Source organism: Mesorhizobium sp. WSM4823, from assembly GCF_055811195.1.
Map to the genome: position 1 here is coordinate 137,442 of NZ_JBVVQL010000011.1, position 15,916 is coordinate 153,357.

Below are 15,916 nucleotides of genomic sequence, written 5' to 3' on the forward strand. Positions count from 1 at the left end.
GCTAGCCGTGTGCCACCATCACATGCCGCACGGCGGTATAATCCTCCAGGGCATAGAGCGACATGTCCTTGCCGTAGCCGGACTGTTTCAGCCCGCCATGCGGCATCTCGTTGGTCAGCATGAAATGGGTGTTGATCCAGGTGCAGCCATATTGCAACCGAGCGGCTGTCGCCATGGCGCGCGAGACATCCTTGGTCCACACAGAGGACGCGAGGCCATAGTCGCTGTCATTGGCCCAGTTCACCGCCTCGTCCACCTCGGAAAAGCGAGTGACCGAGACGACCGGCCCGAACACTTCGCGGCGCACGATCTCGTCTTCCTGCAAGGCGCCGGCGACAACCGTCGGCTGATAGAAGAAGCCGGAGCCCTCGCCTGGCTTGCCACCGGTGGTGATCTCGATGTGCTTCAGCTCCGAGGCGCGTTCGACGAAGCTCGAAACGCGGTCGCGCTGGCGGCGTGAGATGAGCGGCCCGATCTCGTTTTCCGTGTCGTCGGGGCGGTCGTATTTGATGGTCGAGACGGCCGAGGAAAGGTCGGCGACAAGCTTGTCGTAGATCTTCCTGCCGGCATAGATGCGACAGGCGGCTGTGCAATCCTGGCCGGCATTGTAGTAGCCGAAGGCGCGCAGGCCGTTGATCACCGCGCCGAGGTCGGCATCGTCGAAGACGATGACCGGCGCCTTGCCGCCGAGTTCGAGATGCGTGCGCTTGACCGACTTGGCGGCCGCCTGCAGCACCTTCTTGCCGGTGGCGACGTCGCCGGTGATTGAGATCATATTGATTTTCGGGTGGTTGATCAGCGTGTTGCCAACGCTGTCGCCGCGGCCGAGCACGACATTGACGACGCCTTCCGGCAGGATCTCGGCAAGGATCTTCGCCAGTTTCAACGCGGTCAGCGGCGTCTGCTCCGACGGCTTGAAGACCACCGTGTTGCCGCCGGCAATCGCCGGGGCCAGCTTCCAGGCCATCATCATCAGCGGATAGTTCCACGGCGCAATCGAGGCGACGACGCCGATGGCATCGCGCCGGACCATCGAAGTGTGACCAGGAATATATTCGCCGGCGACCTGACCGGGCATTGACCGAACAGCACCGGCGAAGAAGCGGTAGCAATCGACGATCGCCGGGATTTCGTCGTTGAGCACGGCATTGATCGGCTTGCCGCAATTGAGCGCCTCGAGGTCGGCGAAATCCTTCGCATCGGCTTCGATGCGGTCGGCGATCTTCAAGAGATAGCTCGCGCGCTGCGCCGGCGTGGTGCGCGACCACGTGATGAAGGCCTTTTCGGCCGCAAGCACCGCCGCCTCGATCTGCGCCTGGCTGGCTTCAGGCAGGTTGAGAATGGTCGCCCCGGTCTTCGGATTGAGGATCGGCTCCTCGGTTTCGGTGCCCTTCTCGAATTTCGAGCCGATCAGCATCTTTGTGTCCATGGAAGTCTCTCCCTTATGGATTCTTGACGTCATTTGCCCGAACCGGCGATCTGGTCGCCGTCGCGGGTCAGGTAGTAGGCGGCGAGGATGGGCAGCAGCGTCACCAGCACGACGACCATGGCCACGACATTGGTGACCGGGCGCTGGCGCGGACGGATCAGTTCCTCCAGCATCCAGATCGGCAGCGTCTGCTGTTGGCCGGCGGTGAAGGTGGTTACGATGACCTCGTCGAACGACAGCGCGAAAGCCAGCATGCCGCCGGCGAGCAAGGCGGTGGCGATGTTGGGCAGCACGACATGGCGAAACGTCTGGAAGCCGTCAGCACCAAGGTCCATCGATGCCTCGATCATCGAGCCGGGGGTGCGGCGGAAGCGGGCGACGGCGTTGTTGTAAACGACGACGACGCAGAAAGTGGCGTGGCCGAGCACGATCGTCCAGAACGAGAACGGAATCTCGGCCAGCGAAAAAGCCGAACGCAGCGCGATGCCGGTGATGATGCCGGGCAGCGCTATCGGCAGGATGACCAGCAGCGAGATGGTTTCGCGGCCAAAGAACCGTGTTCGCGACACGGCCGCGGCGCACAGTGTGCCGAGGACCAGCGCGACGACGGTCGAGATGGCAGCGACCCGGACCGACAGCGACAGCGCTTGCCAAACGTCCGGGCGGTTCCAGGTGACGGCGAACCACTGCGTCGTCACCCCCGGCGGCGGCCAGACGAAGCTCTTTTCCTCGGTCGTGAAGGCATAGATAAAGATCAGGAAGATCGGCAGATGCAGGAACAGCAGACCGCAGGCGGCGGCGATCTTCAGGCCGAGAGGCGCGGGCTGTGAGCCATCAGAGCGCATCGAAAGCTCCCATGCGCTTGGCGCCCCAGAGGTAGAAGCCCATGATAACGATGGGCACCACGGTGAAGGCGGCGGCAAGCGGGATGTTGCCGGCGGTGCCTTGCTGCGAGTAGACGGCCTGCCCAATGAACAGCCGCGAGGTGCCGATGATCTGCGGGATGATGTAATCGCCCAATGTCAGCGAGAAGGTGAAGATCGAGCCGGCGACGATGCCCGGCAGCGCCAGCGGGAACAGCACGTTGCGGAAGGTCTGGCCTGGCGAGGCGCCAAGATCGGACGAGGCTTCGACCAGATTGCCCGGCACGCGTTCGAGTGCCGCCTGCACCGGCAGGATCATGAAGGGCAGCCAGACGTAAACGAAGACGATGAAGGTGCCGGTGGATGACACCGACAGAGAATTGCCACCGACGATCGGCAGCGACAGCCAGCCATCAACAAGCCATAGAAGATGCAGCTTGGCGAGCAGCCAGGTCAGGATGCCTTCCTTGGCGAGGATGAGCTTCCAGGCATAGATCTTGACCAGATAGCTCGACCACAGCGGCAGCATGACGCCGAGATAGAACAGCGCCTTCCAGCGGCCGCGCGCATAGCGCGCCGCGTAATAAGCGATGGGGAAGGCGATCACCGCGGAGGCGAGCGTGACCAGGGCTGCCATCGTCACCGTGCGCAGGATGATGTCGAGATTTGCGGCCTGCAACAGGTCGCCATAGGTCTTCAGCGTGAATTCACGGTTGATGAGGCCGGAAAACTCGTCGATCGAGAAAAAGCTCTGCAAGAGGAGCGCGAACAGCGAACCGATATAGACGATGCCGAGCCACAGCACCGGCGGCAGCAGCATCAAGAGCAGCAGGAGCTTCGGCTTGTGCCAGAAGACATCCGACAGCGCGCCGCGCAAGCCGCCGCCGCGGGGGAGGACGGCTGGGGCGGCATTGGAGTTGAGCGCGGCGGTCATCATGACGCCGCCCTGTCTTGACCGAGGTTGTATGAGAGGCCGTGATCCTTCGCGCCCCCCTCTGTCCTGCCGGACATCTCCCCCTCATGGGGGGAGATCAGCCGTCCCTTCCGGTTTCGCCAATCTCCAATGTGGCAGAATTGCCGAGGCCGAGAAGCTGCCAATCTCCCCCCTTGAGGGGGAGATGTCCGGCAGGACAGAGGGGGGTGCCGCGCGCAAACCATCCTCATGCCGGCTCGTCCATCAAATGCAAATGCTCGCGGTTGAAGGTGAGCATGACCGCCTCGCCTTCCCTGGGCAATTTCGCACCCGCCGGCACGATAGCGTGCAGCCTCAGCCCGTCGGCATCGAGCGCCAGTCTTGTCGTGGCGCCGAGATAGTTGGTCGAAACGAGGCGTGCGGCAACGCCGTCGCCCTTGGCGGCTCGACCGATGCGAATGGATTCAGGACGCAGGCTGCCCCAGCGATGCTGGCCGGAATAACGCTGGACGAAATCAGGCGGCAGAACATTGGACGAGCCGACGAAATCGGCGACGAAGCGGGTCTTCGGGCGCTGGTAGATATCCTCCGGTGTGCCGATCTGCATGACCTTGCCGTCGTTGAAGACGGCGACGCGGTCCGCCATCGAAAGGGCCTCGCCCTGGTCGTGGGTGACGAAGACGAAGGTGATGCCGAGCGCCTTCTGCAGCGACTTCAGCTCCTCCTGCATGTTCTCGCGCAGCTTGAGGTCGAGCGCGCCAAGCGGCTCGTCGAGCAGAAGCACCTTGGGCTGGTTGACCAGGGCGCGGGCAAGCGCAACGCGCTGGCGCTGGCCGCCGGAAAGCTGGCCGGGGCGACGGGCGCCGTAGCCCGGAAGACGCACCAACGACAGCGCCTCTTCCGCCGCCTTCTGTCGCTCCGGCTTGCCGACGCCCTTGACCATCAGCCCATAGGCGACATTGTCGAGCACGTTGAGATGCGGGAACAGCGCGTAATCCTGAAACACGGTGTTGACGTTGCGGCGATAGGGCGGAACGCCTTCGGCACGTTCGCCGAAGATGGAGATCGAGCCCGATGTCGGCTGCTCAAAGCCGGCGATCAGGCGCAGGCAGGTCGTCTTGCCGGAGCCGGAAGGTCCAAGCATGGCAAAGAACTCGCCCGGCACGATATCGAGATCAACCATATCGACGGCGCGCACGCTGCCGAAATGGCGAGAGACTTTGGCGAACGAAACGGCGGAGGTCATGGGCTGTCCCAGGCTGATCAAATTCAGACGACGGCGCTGCCCCTCATCGGCCTGCCGGCGCCTTCTCCCCGTATAGTGACAGGGAGAAGGGGCTTACCGAAACGCCGCGTCCTCCCGCTCCCGTCGGGGAGAGGGCAGTGATACGCTCTCAGAACGAGTGAGACGAACTCACCGCCCGCCGATGACGCCGATATAGTCCGACACCCAGCGATAGTAAGGCACGCACTGGTCGTTCTGGGTGGCGCATTTCGACACCGGCGTCTTCCAGAACTTGATCTTTTCGAAATTGTCGTAGCCGTTGGTCTTGCAGCCTTCCTCGCCGAGCAGTTCGTTGCCCTTGCAGGCAGCCGGCACCACTGGCAGCGAACCGAACCAGGCGGAAATGTCGCCCTGCACTTTCGGTGACAGCGAATGCTCCAGCCACATATAGGCGCAGTTCGGGTGGGCCGCGTCGGCCTCTATCATGGTGGTGTCGGCCCAGCCGGTGACGCCTTCCTCGGGAACGGTCGAAGCAACCGGCTTCTTGGCGGCAACCAGCGTGTTGACCTGATAGGGCCATGAACCGGAGGCGACGACGCCTTCGTTCTGGAAGTCGTCGACCTGAATGGCGGCGTCATGCCAGTAGCGGCCGACCAGCGTGCGCTGGACGCGCAGGAGATCGAGCGCGGCCTTGTACTGATCCTCGGTCAGCTCGTAGGGATCCTTGATGCCTAGCTCCGGCTTGTGGGCCATCAGATAGTTGGCGGCGTCGGCGACGTGGATCGGCCCGTCATAGGCCTGAACGCGGCCCTTGTTCGACTTGCCGTCGGGCAAGGTCATCTCCTCGAAGACGACGTTCCAGCTCTTCGGCGCTTCCTTGAACACCTCGGTGTTGTACATCAGCACATTCGGTCCCCACTGGTAGGGGACGCCATAGTGGACGCCGCCAACCGTGAACCACGGCGCATCCTTGAGCCGGTCGTCGACCGTTTTCCAGCTCGGGACGAGATCGGTGTTGATCGGCTGGACGCGCTTGCCCGCGACGAGGCGCAGCGAAGCGTCGCCCGAGGCGGTGACGAGATCGAAGCCGCCCTCATTCATCAGCGCGACCATCTCGTCGGAGGTGTTGGCGGTCTTGATGTTGACCTTGCAGCCTGTGTCCTTCTCGAAGGACGTTACCCAGTCGTAGCCCTTGTCGGTTTCGCCGCGCTCGATGTAGCCGGGCCAGGCGACAATATTTACCTGGCCTTCGCCCTTACCGAGTTCCTTGACCTGAGCGATCGCCTGGCCGGAGAAGGTCAGCGCGACCGTCAATGCAGTGCATGACTTCAAGAATGAATTCATCGTCGATCTCCCATTTGGCGCATGACCCCGAAAACCGTTTCGGTTTCGGAAAAGATCATGGGCAACTCAAACGTTAGAGCGTCGTTGCGTATCCCCGACGCACGGCGTTCTAAGGGGCCGCACTGTCGCGGCGGCTTGGTCCCGATCATGAAGGTGCTGCGAAACTTTCGGTTTCGCAAATTCATTTATCAGAAGGCCGGTATCGGTTCTTCCGATAGATCAGCGGCCAATCTTCTCCGGCCTCTGACGGACCATGCGCTGCGATTGGGCAAGCCCGATGAAGTCCCGTGCGGCCTGCGGTAGGCCGGAGCCGCGCCGCCATACCATGCCGACCTGTACCACCGGCAAGGAGCCCGAAATGTCGCGCGATTCGATGCGGTCGCCTTCGAGCGACCATGGCCGGTAGACGAGGTCGGGCAACAACGCCACACCCGCGCCGGTTGCGACGAGGCTGCGCACTGCCTCGACAGAGCGGGTGCGGAAGGCGACATGCGGCTTGGCGCCGATCGCCGCCAGCAATTTTCCGGTATTCTCCTCGATCTCGTCTACGGTCAGCATGATCAGCGGCTCCGAGGCGATGTCGCCAATGCCGATGATGTCGGCGCCGACCAGCGGGTGGCCGAGCGGCAGCCATAGCCGATAGGCCGAGACTTCGAGGATTTCGGACTGCAGCGCGGTGCGGTCGCGCAGGTTCGAGGTGACCATGACGGCGATGTCGAGCTTGCCGCCGATCAGCAGATGTTCGAGGTAATCGCCATTGTCCTCGATGGCCGAGACCTCGACGCCCGGATAAGCGCGGCGGTAGCGGGCAAGGAGATCCGACAGCACATAACCGGCGACCAGCGAGGTGACACCGAGCTGCAGCCGGCCGCCCGCCGCCGCTTGCTCGCCGAAGAAGGCGCGGCGCGCGTCGGAAACGTCGGCAAGAATCTTTGTCGCGTGGCGCAGGAACTGATGGCCCTTGTGGGTGATGTTCAGACCGCGCGGATGACGCTCGAACAGCTCGACGCCGAGATCGTGTTCCAGTTCCTTGATCGCTTCCGTGACCGACGATTGCGAGATGGACAAGTTTTGGGCAGCGCCCGAAACGGTGCCTTGTTCGGCGACGGCGATGAAGAACTGCAACTGGCGGATGGTAAAGGCCATGGCCGGACTAAACACGGCGGAGGCTGCGCTGGGAAGTGGGCGCTTGACGATCGCGAGATTCGTAACTAATTAAGTTACATGAAACGAAACAGCAGACTTTCCTCGACCCTGCACATTCTCGTTCACATGGCCGAGACGCAGGAGCACGCATTGACCTCCGAGCAGCTCGCCACGTTCATCCACACGAATCCGGTCGTCGTCCGCCGAACCATTGCCGGCTTGCGCGACGCCGGCATCGTCACCTCCTCGCGCGGACATGGCGGCGGCTGGCAGCTTGCCCGCGCGCCCGAGAAAATTTCGCTGGCCGAGATCAGCGCCGCGCTCGGAGAAACGCTGCTGCCGTTCAGCACCGAGCCGGAAAGCCCCGGCTGCCTTGTCGAACAAGCGGTGTTAGCGGCGCTCGATGATTTTCGCGTCGAAGCCGAGAGGCTGCTGGCGGAGAAACTCAGCCGCATCACGCTTGCCGACCTCGCCGCCGATTTCCACCGTCGTTACGAGTTGATTGGAGTGACCAGCCATGCAGTATGATCTGCCATCTACGCAGTATGGTCTGCCAGCTACGCAGTACGATCTGATTGTCGTCGGCGGCAGCTTTGCCGGTCTGTCCGCCGGCATTCAGGCGGCACGAGCCCGGCGCAACGTCCTGGTGATCGACGCAGGCCAGCCACGCAATCGCTTTGCCGAGCATTCGCACGGTTTCCTGGGACAGGACGGGCGCACGCCCGGCGCGATCCTGGACGATGCAAGACGGCAGCTTCTGGCCTATCCGACAGCCAAGTTCGTTGCCGGATTGGCGGACAAGGGCACTGCCGCCGGTTCCGGCTTCGAGATCACGACGGATCGCGGCGAGACAGTCGGCGCGGCGCGGCTGGTGCTTGCCACCGGCGTGCGCGATATCCTGCCGGATGTCCCCGGGCTCGCCGAGCATTGGGGAAAGAGCGTGCTGCATTGTCCTTATTGCCACGGCTACGAGGTGGCTGGCGGCCCGCTTGGTGTGCTGGCAACCGGCCCGATGGCGGTGCACCAGGCGCAATTGATCGCCGATTGGGGCGACGTGACGCTGTTCGCAAATGGCGTGTTCGAGCCTGACGCGGAACAAATGCTTGCGTTGGAAAGGCGAAACGTGCGGTTCGAGCCGACCGGGGTGGTGAACTTGGAGAAGGATGGTTCGGGCGGGCTGATCGCCAACCTCAAAGACGGTCGCAAAGCTGGCATCAAGGCGCTGTTCACCGCACCGCGCAACACGATGGCCAGTCCCCTGGCCGAGCAGCTTGGCTGTAGCTTCACGGAAGGCTTGCTCGGCCCAGTGATCATCGTCGACGACCGACAGCAGACGACCGTGCCCGGTGCCTATGCCGCCGGAGACGCGGCACGATCGATGCACAACATCGCCTTCGCCGTATCAACCGGCGCCTTCGCGGGCGTATGCGCTCACCAATCGCTGGTTTTCGACTAATGCATGTCGCGCGAAAGTGCACAGCGGTTTTGCGATAACGACATGCATAAAAACAAGAAGCTAAGGCGCGTCGCACGAATCCGTTCAAATGCGACGCGCTTTAGATCCCGGCCTCGTCATCCGCAATGCTGAGCCGTGCGCCCGCCTGGGCAAGGGCGGCGGCGATGTCGCGCGGTGGCGATCGGTCGGTGGCGAGTTCGGAAAAACCCTCGAATCCGCAGACCTGGACCAGGCCCTGACGTCCGAACTTGGTGTGGTCGGTGATGACGAGCGAGCGCTGGCCGCGCGACAGCACCATGCGGGCGAATTCAGCCTCTTCCAGATCATAGTCCATGACGCCCGTGACGGCATCGACCGCGCCGATGGAGATCACCGCATGGTTGACGGAAAACCGGCTGACGAATTCGATGGCCGAGACGCCTAAGGCCGCGCCCGAATCGCTGCGCAATTCGCCCCCGGCCATATAGACCTTATTGCCGTTGACGGTGGCCAGCGTGCGGGCGATGTCGGAGGAGTTGGTGACGACCGTCAGCCTGCGGTGGCCGAGCAGTTCGCGGGCCAGGAAAGACGTTGTCGTGCCGGTGTCAAGCATGATCGATTCGCCGTCGCGAATGGTCGCGGCAACCATGCGGGCGATGGCGCGTTTGGCGTCGGCATTCTCGCGCATGCGCCGCTCGAACGGCGCCTCGCCGGCCATCGCCGGCAGGCCGACGGCGCCGTGCATCTTCAGGATCGAACCGCCACGGGTCAGCGGCTTGACGTCGCGGCGCACGGTCTCCAGAGAGACGCCCAGCCGGTCGGCCAGGCTGGCGATGGTGACCGTGCCTTCCTCTTTCAAGAGACGGAGTATTTCGCCGTGCCGCTTCGAATAGACCATCGAGTTTCGCCAATCGGATGTTGCGCCGCTGACCGGTTCTAAGGCAAATCGGCCACAGTTTACAAGAATTCCTTACGATTCCGGTCAAAAGCGCAGAAAAAGCCACAAGTTTTCGTTGACAAGCCCGATTACAAGGCGTGACATTGGGTTTGGCGACAGGCTCTGAGCTGCCACAGGAGAACGATGGCTGAGCCGCACCAAAATTCGTCTGCCCGAACGTCTGCGAAGATCGTCTGGGGCAAGGGAAAGGACTTTTTGGAATCCGCGGGGGCGGATGCCGGCGTCGAAGAACCCGGCAAAGGGGCTCGTCGGTGCGGTGCGGGATACCGATCCTGGCATCCCGCACCGACGAGATCTTCGCATCGCTCCCACCTGCCGGCCGCCATCTTTATGACACCTGTGGCGCCTTGAACCCTGCCCAAGGAGCGACGAGCCTGTGACCGTCGAGGACCGTATCCGCGCCCTGCCCTGCTGGACCGGCAACATCGAGATCGCGCCGCTGCCCGGCGGCCTGAGCAACGCCAACTATCTGGTCAAAGACGCGGCCGGACGGCATGTGGTGCGCTTCGGTCAGGACTTTCCGTTCCACCACGTCTTTCGCGAGCGCGAGGTGATGACCACCCGTGCGGCGCACGCCGCCGGCTTCGCGCCGACGGTTCTTTATTCCGAGCCTGGCATCCTGGTGACGGAATTTCTCGGCGCCAAGACCTATGTCGCTGAAGACGTACGCGCCAATATCGGCCGCGTCGCCACCCTGATGCGCGGCTTCCATCGGGAAATGCCCAATCATGTCTCCGGCGCCGGCTTCATGTTCTGGGTGTTCCATGTCATCCGCGACTATGCGCGCACGCTTGAGGAAGGCGGCAGCCGCATGCGAAGCGAGTTGCCGCGGCTCCTGACGCTTGCCGACGAGCTCGAACGGGCGCAGAAGCTGTTGCCGATTGTCTTTGGCCATAATGATCTTTTGCCGGCTAATATTCTCGATGACGGCCATAGGCTATGGCTCATCGACTTCGAATATGCCGGCTTCAATACGGCGATGTTCGACCTTGCCGGCGTCGCCTCGAATGCCGGCATGAGCGACGAGGAGTCCTTTGCCTTCCTGACCGCCTATTTCATGAAGGAGCCTGACGAGGCGATCCGCCGCTCGCATGCCGCCATGCAATGCGCATCGCTGCTGCGCGAGGCGATGTGGAGCATGGTTTCCGAACTTTATCTCGACGCGCCGGGCATCGACTACGTCGCCTACACCGACGAAAACCTGACGCGGCTGGAAGCCGCGCTGGAAAACTACAGAACAAAATACGGACAAAAGTCATGACAGTGCCCGCCCATGCCGAGATCGTCGTCATCGGCGGCGGCATCATCGGCTGTTCGACGGCCTATCATCTGGCGCGTGACCACAAGGCCGATGTCGTGCTTTTGGAACAGGGCAAGCTGACTTCAGGCTCCACTTGGCATGCGGCGGGGCTGGTCGGACAGTTGCGGTCGTCGGCTTCCATCACCCGCGTGCTCAAATATTCGGTCGATCTGTACAAGGGACTGGAAGCCGAAACCGGGCTGGCCACTGGCTGGAAGATGACCGGGTGCCTCAGGCTCGCCACCAATGCCGACCGCTGGATCGAGTATAAAAGGCTGGCGACGACGGCGAAAAGCTTCGGCATGGATATGCAGTTGCTGTCGCCGGCCGAGGTCAAGACAATCTGGCCGCTGCTGGACACCGGCGATCTCGTCGGCGCCAGCTGGCTGCCGACCGACGGCCAGGCAAGCCCCTCCGACATCACCCAGTCGCTGGCCAAAGGCGCGCGCATGCACGGCGCCAGGCTGTTCGAGGATGTCCGCGTCACCGGCTTCGACATGAGGGATGGCCGCATCACCGCGGTAAAGACCAACACCGGCGATATCGCCTGCGACAAGGTGGTGAACTGCGCCGGGCAATGGGCGCGGCAGGTGGGCTCCCTTGCCGGCATCAACGTGCCGCTGCAGCCGGTGAAGCACCAGTACATCATCACCGAAAAGATCGACGGCTTAGCGACCGATGCGCCAACGATCCGCGACCCCGACCGCCGCACCTATTTCAAGGAGGAGGTCGGTGGGCTGGTGATGGGCGGCTATGAGCCGAACCCGCAGCCCTGGACGACCGGCCTGCCCGGCGGCGACGTGCCTGACGACTGGGAATTCCGGCTGTTCGACGACGATTACGATCATTTCGAGCAGCATATGAACCAGGCGATCGCGCGTGTTCCGGCACTCGAATCCGTCGGCGTCAAGCAGATGATCAACGGGCCGGAGAGTTTCACGCCGGACGGCAATTTCATTCTCGGCCTAGCGCCCGAATGCCCCAACATGTTCGTCGGTGCCGGCTTCAACGCCTTCGGCATCGCATCGGGCGGCGGCGCCGGCTGGGTGCTGGCACAATGGGTGGTCGACGGCGAGGCGCCGCTTGACCTGTGGGTGGTCGACATCAGGCGTTTTTCCGACCTGCACCGCGACCGGCAATGGGTCCGCGACCGCACGCTGGAAGCCTATGGCAAGCACTACACGATCGGCTTCCCGCACGAGGAATATCTTTCCGGCCGGCCGCGCATCGTCTCGCCGCTCTATGAGCGGCTGCAAAAGCACCGCGCTGTGTTCGGCTCGAAACTCGGCTGGGAGCGGCCGAACTGGTTCGCACCCGAAGGTATCGAGCCGAAGGACATCTATTCGATGGGCCGGCAGAACTGGTTTTCGCCAGTCGGCGACGAACACCGGCATGTGCGCGAAAACGTCGGCATCTTCGACCAGTCGTCCTTTGCCAAATATGAAATCACCGGTGCGGATGCGTTGAAGGCGCTCGACTGGATCTGCGCCAACGATATCAACAAGCCGGTCGGCCGGCTGACCTACACGCAGCTTCTCAACACCCGCGGCGGCATCGAGGCGGACCTCACCGTGGCGCGGCTCGGCGAAGAACGATTCTACGTCGTCACCGGCACCGGTTTCAGGACACATGATTTCTCGTGGATCGGCGACCATATCGGCAGGGAACTCGATGTAACGCTCACCGACGTCACCGAGCGTTTCGGCACGCTGTCGCTGATGGGGCCGCGCGCCCGCGACGTGCTGGCTGCGCTGACCGATGCGGATGTGTCGAACACCGCTTTCCCGTTCGGCCATGTGCGGGAAATCTCCATCGCCGACCACACAATCCGGGCGCTGCGCGTCACCTATGTCGGCGAGCTCGGCTGGGAGTTGCATGTGCCGATCGCGGCCACGGGCGAGATCTTCGACGCGTTGATGGCGGCGGGCGAGAAGCACGGCATTCGCCCGGTCGGCTACCGCGCGCTGGAATCGTTGCGGCTGGAAAAAGGCTACCGCGCCTGGGGTTCCGACATCACACCCAACGACACCCCGCAGGAGGCCGGCCTCGGCTGGGCGGTGAAGCTCCGAAGAAACACGGATTTTGTCGGCAGGCGAGCGCTGGAAAAGATCGATGGCGCAGTACTGAAAAAACGCTTCGCCGGCTTCACGGTCGACGATCGGGAGGTCGTGCTGCTCGGGCGCGAGACGATCCTGCGCAACAACGAGCCAGTCGGCTACCTGACCAGCGGCGGCTACGGCTACACGGTCGGCAAGAACATCGGCTATGGTTACGTCCGCAACGCCGACGGGGTCGGCGACGATTTCCTCGCCTCCGGCGATTACGAGCTGGTGGTGGCGATGGAGCGGACGCCGGCAAAGATCCATCTTGAGCCGCTTTACGACCCGGCGGGAGAAAGAGTGAAAGCTTAGAACTTGCTAGATCGAGCGCACCAGAACCTGGAGCCTAGTTGACGCCTTTCGGCACGTTTTCGGGCGGCACTGTGTCGACCACCTTCTGGCGATGGAAGATGAACAGCCCGGCCAGCACGATGATGCCCGAGCCGATCAGGATGCGCGGGCCGGGCATGTCGCCGAAGAAGGCCAGCCCGAAAATGACGGCCCACAGCAGCAGGCTGTAATGCAGCGGCGCCAGTGTCGAAGCCGGCGCCAGCTTCAGGGCCCTGGTGATCATCAGATGGGCGCCGCAGGAGACGATACCGAGAAGCAGCATGGCGCCGAAATCGAGCGCAGAAGGCGTTCGCCAGTTGCCGATGGTCAGCACCGCGCCGACCACGAGCGTGCCGATGGTTTGCCAGGTAACGAGCGAGGTGTCGCTGGTGCCACGCAGCCGCCGGTTGAGGATGATGGCGAAGGCAAAGGTAACGCTACCGACCAGCGCGAAGGTCGACGACAGCGAAAATGCGGCCGAGGACGGTTTGAGCATGATCAGCACACCGCAGAAGCCGACCAGGATCGCCATCCAGCGGCGCCAGCCGACCTTTTCACCAAGCAGCAGGTGGGACAATGCCGCCACATAGATCGGCCCCGCCATGTAGAAACTCATGACGTCGGCGAGCGGCAGGTAGACGACGGCGGCATAAAACAGCGCCGTGTCGAGCGTCGTCATGACGACGCGCAAGAGCTGCAACTCAGGTCGTTCCATGCGGAACAGCTTGGCCGGACCTTGACGCGCGATCATCGGACCGAGCACGAAAAAGGCGCCGATCGAACGGACCAGCACGACCTGGCCGACGGAAAAGCTGGCGACCAGCCATTTGCCCATCGCATCGTTCAACGCAAACAGGAAATCGCCGGCCAGCATCAGCAGGATGCCAGCCAAAAGCACGTTCCTGGTCGTCGAATTCTGGGCTGGTGGCTGTGCCATGCCGATGTCGCTTCCTCCCGCATGAAAGCTCGGTGAGCAGCGTCGTAAACGCAAGCAGCCGCTTTTACGAGCGGAAATCGGGACCCGGCCAGACCAGAGCCGGAAATCGGCTGGGCCTATACTGGAGCGGCGGTTTTCAAATCGAATCGTACCGCCGCTCAGTCTTTATTGTTTAAGCATCGGACCCAAAATCGGTACGCACTTTTGGGACCGATGCTCTAGATCGCCGCTTGAGCGGCCTACTTCGGCCGTGGCCTAATGATGACCGGACGATAGATCACCGGCCGATCCCAAGGATCGAAAGCCGACGCACTTCTCAGTTCCGCGCGGCGCGCGAGATCGATGCGCTGCAGGCATTCGGCGAAAGCATCGTTCTTTCTGGCGAAGCCGTAGGACCGGCATTTTGCCTCGTCCGCGGCACGACGGTCTTCTGCCGTCATGCAGCCTGCACAGATCGCCGCCAAGGCGACCACCATCGCCGTTTTGTGCCACATGGTGTCCTCCTCAAACTAAAAGTGGAGACTGACTGTAGACTTATGATCAGGACCGATCAATCTGATCGAAGCGCCAGGCTTGATGCAGGTCCAACGTCCTATTGGGCCTGCCATCAATGGTCACGAAATGGGCGGCCGATGCCTGCGGTTCACCGTCCTCGGCCGTCCCGTGATCGAAAGCCGGGTTTCCTGCCTCGCCCGCTCGGCCACCACCTTGCCCCTGGCGATGACGCAGAGGCGCTCGGGGCGTAGACGCAAGGCCTCGACCGGATCGCCAGCATCGAGGACGACGAGGCTGGCGCGCTTGCCGACCGCCAGGCCGAGATGGTCGAGGCCCATGATGGCGGCGTTGACATTGGTGACCATGTCGAAGCAGCGCGCCATATCGGCCGGGCTCGACATCTGGGCGACGTGAAGGCCCATGAAGGCGACATCCAGCATGTCGGCGGTGCCCAGCGAATACCAGGGGTCGAGCACGCAATCCTGGCCCCAGCCAACGCGGATGCCGTGGGCAAGCATCTCCTTGACCCGCGTCAGGCCGCGGCGTTTGGGAAAGGTGTCGTGGCGGCCCTGCAGCATGATGTTGATCAGCGGATTGGGGATCGCCGAGACGCCTGCCTCTGATATCAGCGGCAACAGTTTCGAGACATAGTAATTGTCCATCGAGTGCATCGAAGTGAGATGCGAGCCGGCGACCCTGCCCTGGAGGCCGAGGCGTTGCGTCTCATAGGCTAGTTGTTCGATATGACGCGACAGCGGATCATCGGTCTCGTCGCAATGCAGATCGACCATGAGGCCGCGTTCTGCTGCGATTTCGCACAATTCCGTCACCGAGCGCGTGCCGTCGGCCATGGTGCGCTCGAAATGCGGAATGCCGCCGACGACGTCGACACCCATGTCGAGGGCGCGGATGGTGTTGTCGCGCGCCGTCGGCGAGCGATAAAACCCATCCTGCGGGAAGGCGACCAGTTGCAGGTCGATATAGGGCGCGACCGTCTTCTTGACATCGAGCAGGGCTTCGACCGCCAGCAGCCTGATATCGCAAACATCGACATGGGTGCGGATGGCGAGCAGGCCCATCGAGACCGCCCAGTCGCAATAGGCGAGCGCGCGCTCGCGCACCGCTTCGTGGGTCAACAACGGCTTCAGCTCGCCCCACAGCGAAATGCCTTCCAGCAGCGTGCCCGACGCGTTGATGCGCGGGACGCCCAGGGAGAGTGTGGCGTCCATGTGGAAATGCGGATCGACGAAAGGCGGCGAGATCAGATTGCCATGGGCATCGATCGCCGTGCCCGCGGTGACGTTCAGCTCGGGCTCGATGGCGGCGATCGTCTCGCCGATGATGCCGATATCGGCGATCGTGCCGTCGGGCAGCGTGCCGCCGCGCACGATAAGGTCGAAATCCATCTGTCGTCATCCCCTTGCAGAATCACAAAGCCACCG

Annotated in this window: 14 protein-coding genes; 4 read left to right on the plus strand and 10 right to left on the minus strand. The window is 62.8% G+C overall.

What is annotated here, in order from left to right; all coding sequences use genetic code 11:
• Position 1: 1 nt before the first annotated feature.
• The 6 genes from AC0L26_RS23990 to AC0L26_RS24015 all read right to left on the minus strand — a co-directional run bounded on the left by AC0L26_RS23990 (position 2) and on the right by AC0L26_RS24015 (position 6,920).
• Positions 2–1,429, minus strand: a complete 1,428-nt coding sequence (locus tag AC0L26_RS23990) for a gamma-aminobutyraldehyde dehydrogenase (RefSeq protein ID WP_473634811.1) — start codon at positions 1,427–1,429, stop codon at positions 2–4.
• A 29-nt stretch (positions 1,430–1,458) separates the two neighbouring features.
• The gene (locus AC0L26_RS23995; RefSeq protein WP_473634812.1) at positions 1,459–2,274 is read right to left on the minus strand and encodes an ABC transporter permease; all 816 of its coding nucleotides are present in this window, start codon (positions 2,272–2,274) and stop codon (positions 1,459–1,461) included.
• Complete coding sequence (locus AC0L26_RS24000; RefSeq protein WP_473634813.1) at positions 2,264–3,229, minus strand: ABC transporter permease; 966 nt, start codon at positions 3,227–3,229, stop codon at positions 2,264–2,266. Before AC0L26_RS24000 ends, AC0L26_RS23995 begins: the two co-directional genes overlap by 11 nt.
• A gap of 223 nt (positions 3,230–3,452) precedes the next feature.
• Positions 3,453–4,451 (minus strand): ABC transporter ATP-binding protein, encoded by a 999-nt coding sequence (locus AC0L26_RS24005; RefSeq protein WP_473634814.1) that lies wholly within the window; start codon positions 4,449–4,451, stop codon positions 3,453–3,455.
• A gap of 168 nt (positions 4,452–4,619) precedes the next feature.
• Complete coding sequence (locus AC0L26_RS24010) at positions 4,620–5,774, minus strand: ABC transporter substrate-binding protein (RefSeq protein ID WP_473634815.1); 1,155 nt, start codon at positions 5,772–5,774, stop codon at positions 4,620–4,622.
• Between the two features lie 219 nt (positions 5,775–5,993).
• Entirely contained in the window at positions 5,994–6,920 is a 927-nt protein-coding gene (locus AC0L26_RS24015) for a LysR family transcriptional regulator (RefSeq protein ID WP_473634862.1), read from the minus strand.
• Between the two features lie 78 nt (positions 6,921–6,998).
• Here AC0L26_RS24015 and AC0L26_RS24020 point away from each other — a divergent pair, with 78 nt between their 5' ends.
• The gene (locus AC0L26_RS24020; protein ID WP_473634816.1) at positions 6,999–7,448 is read left to right on the plus strand and encodes an RrF2 family transcriptional regulator; all 450 of its coding nucleotides are present in this window, start codon (positions 6,999–7,001) and stop codon (positions 7,446–7,448) included.
• Positions 7,438–8,376 (plus strand): NAD(P)/FAD-dependent oxidoreductase, encoded by a 939-nt coding sequence (locus tag AC0L26_RS24025; protein WP_473634817.1) that lies wholly within the window; start codon positions 7,438–7,440, stop codon positions 8,374–8,376. The genes AC0L26_RS24020 and AC0L26_RS24025 overlap by 11 nt, the downstream gene beginning before the upstream one ends.
• 100 nt (positions 8,377–8,476) lie before the next feature.
• Here AC0L26_RS24025 and AC0L26_RS24030 read toward each other — a convergent pair whose 3' ends face one another.
• Positions 8,477–9,253 carry a DeoR/GlpR family DNA-binding transcription regulator gene (locus AC0L26_RS24030; protein ID WP_473634818.1) on the minus strand — a complete coding sequence of 259 codons (777 nt, stop codon included), beginning with the start codon at positions 9,251–9,253 and terminating at the stop codon, positions 8,477–8,479.
• 436 nt (positions 9,254–9,689) lie between these two features.
• On the opposite strand from AC0L26_RS24030, the gene AC0L26_RS24035 reads away from it, so the two are divergent.
• Positions 9,690–10,574 (plus strand): phosphotransferase, encoded by an 885-nt coding sequence (locus tag AC0L26_RS24035; protein ID WP_473634819.1) that lies wholly within the window; start codon positions 9,690–9,692, stop codon positions 10,572–10,574.
• Positions 10,571–13,024, plus strand: coding sequence for a GcvT family protein (locus tag AC0L26_RS24040; protein ID WP_473634820.1), 2,454 nt, complete (start codon positions 10,571–10,573; stop codon positions 13,022–13,024). Before AC0L26_RS24035 ends, AC0L26_RS24040 begins: the two co-directional genes overlap by 4 nt.
• Positions 13,025–13,058: 34 nt before the next feature.
• On the opposite strand, the gene AC0L26_RS24045 is transcribed toward AC0L26_RS24040, so the two are convergent.
• From AC0L26_RS24045 to AC0L26_RS24055, 3 genes are all read right to left on the minus strand, one after another.
• On the minus strand, positions 13,059–13,979 hold the full coding sequence (locus AC0L26_RS24045; protein WP_473634821.1) for a DMT family transporter: 921 nt from the start codon (positions 13,977–13,979) through the stop codon (positions 13,059–13,061).
• Positions 13,980–14,218: 239 nt separating this feature from the next.
• Complete coding sequence (locus AC0L26_RS24050; protein WP_352934487.1) at positions 14,219–14,473, minus strand: hypothetical protein; 255 nt, start codon at positions 14,471–14,473, stop codon at positions 14,219–14,221.
• A gap of 120 nt (positions 14,474–14,593) precedes the next feature.
• Positions 14,594–15,880 carry an amidohydrolase family protein gene (locus AC0L26_RS24055; protein ID WP_473634822.1) on the minus strand — a complete coding sequence of 429 codons (1,287 nt, stop codon included), beginning with the start codon at positions 15,878–15,880 and terminating at the stop codon, positions 14,594–14,596.
• Positions 15,881–15,916: the final 36 nt, after the last annotated feature.

What these genes read in the sequence shown, in the direction of transcription:
- AC0L26_RS23990 (WP_473634811.1), bottom strand. Translation starts at nt 1,429, where the DNA reads ATGGACACAAAGATGCTGATCGGCTCGAAATTCGAGAAGGGCACCGAA.
- AC0L26_RS23995 (WP_473634812.1), bottom strand. Translation starts at nt 2,274, where the DNA reads ATGCGCTCTGATGGCTCACAGCCCGCGCCTCTCGGCCTGAAGATCGCC.
- AC0L26_RS24000 (WP_473634813.1), bottom strand. Translation starts at nt 3,229, where the DNA reads ATGATGACCGCCGCGCTCAACTCCAATGCCGCCCCAGCCGTCCTCCCC.
- AC0L26_RS24005 (WP_473634814.1), bottom strand. Translation starts at nt 4,451, where the DNA reads ATGACCTCCGCCGTTTCGTTCGCCAAAGTCTCTCGCCATTTCGGCAGC.
- AC0L26_RS24010 (WP_473634815.1), bottom strand. Translation starts at nt 5,774, where the DNA reads ATGAATTCATTCTTGAAGTCATGCACTGCATTGACGGTCGCGCTGACC.
- AC0L26_RS24015 (WP_473634862.1), bottom strand. Translation starts at nt 6,920, where the DNA reads ATGGCCTTTACCATCCGCCAGTTGCAGTTCTTCATCGCCGTCGCCGAA.
- AC0L26_RS24020 (WP_473634816.1), top strand. Translation starts at nt 6,999, where the DNA reads ATGAAACGAAACAGCAGACTTTCCTCGACCCTGCACATTCTCGTTCAC.
- AC0L26_RS24025 (WP_473634817.1), top strand. Translation starts at nt 7,438, where the DNA reads ATGCAGTATGATCTGCCATCTACGCAGTATGGTCTGCCAGCTACGCAG.
- AC0L26_RS24030 (WP_473634818.1), bottom strand. Translation starts at nt 9,253, where the DNA reads ATGGTCTATTCGAAGCGGCACGGCGAAATACTCCGTCTCTTGAAAGAG.
- AC0L26_RS24040 (WP_473634820.1), top strand. Translation starts at nt 10,571, where the DNA reads ATGACAGTGCCCGCCCATGCCGAGATCGTCGTCATCGGCGGCGGCATC.
- AC0L26_RS24045 (WP_473634821.1), bottom strand. Translation starts at nt 13,979, where the DNA reads ATGGCACAGCCACCAGCCCAGAATTCGACGACCAGGAACGTGCTTTTG.
- AC0L26_RS24050 (WP_352934487.1), bottom strand. Translation starts at nt 14,473, where the DNA reads ATGTGGCACAAAACGGCGATGGTGGTCGCCTTGGCGGCGATCTGTGCA.
- AC0L26_RS24055 (WP_473634822.1), bottom strand. Translation starts at nt 15,880, where the DNA reads ATGGATTTCGACCTTATCGTGCGCGGCGGCACGCTGCCCGACGGCACG.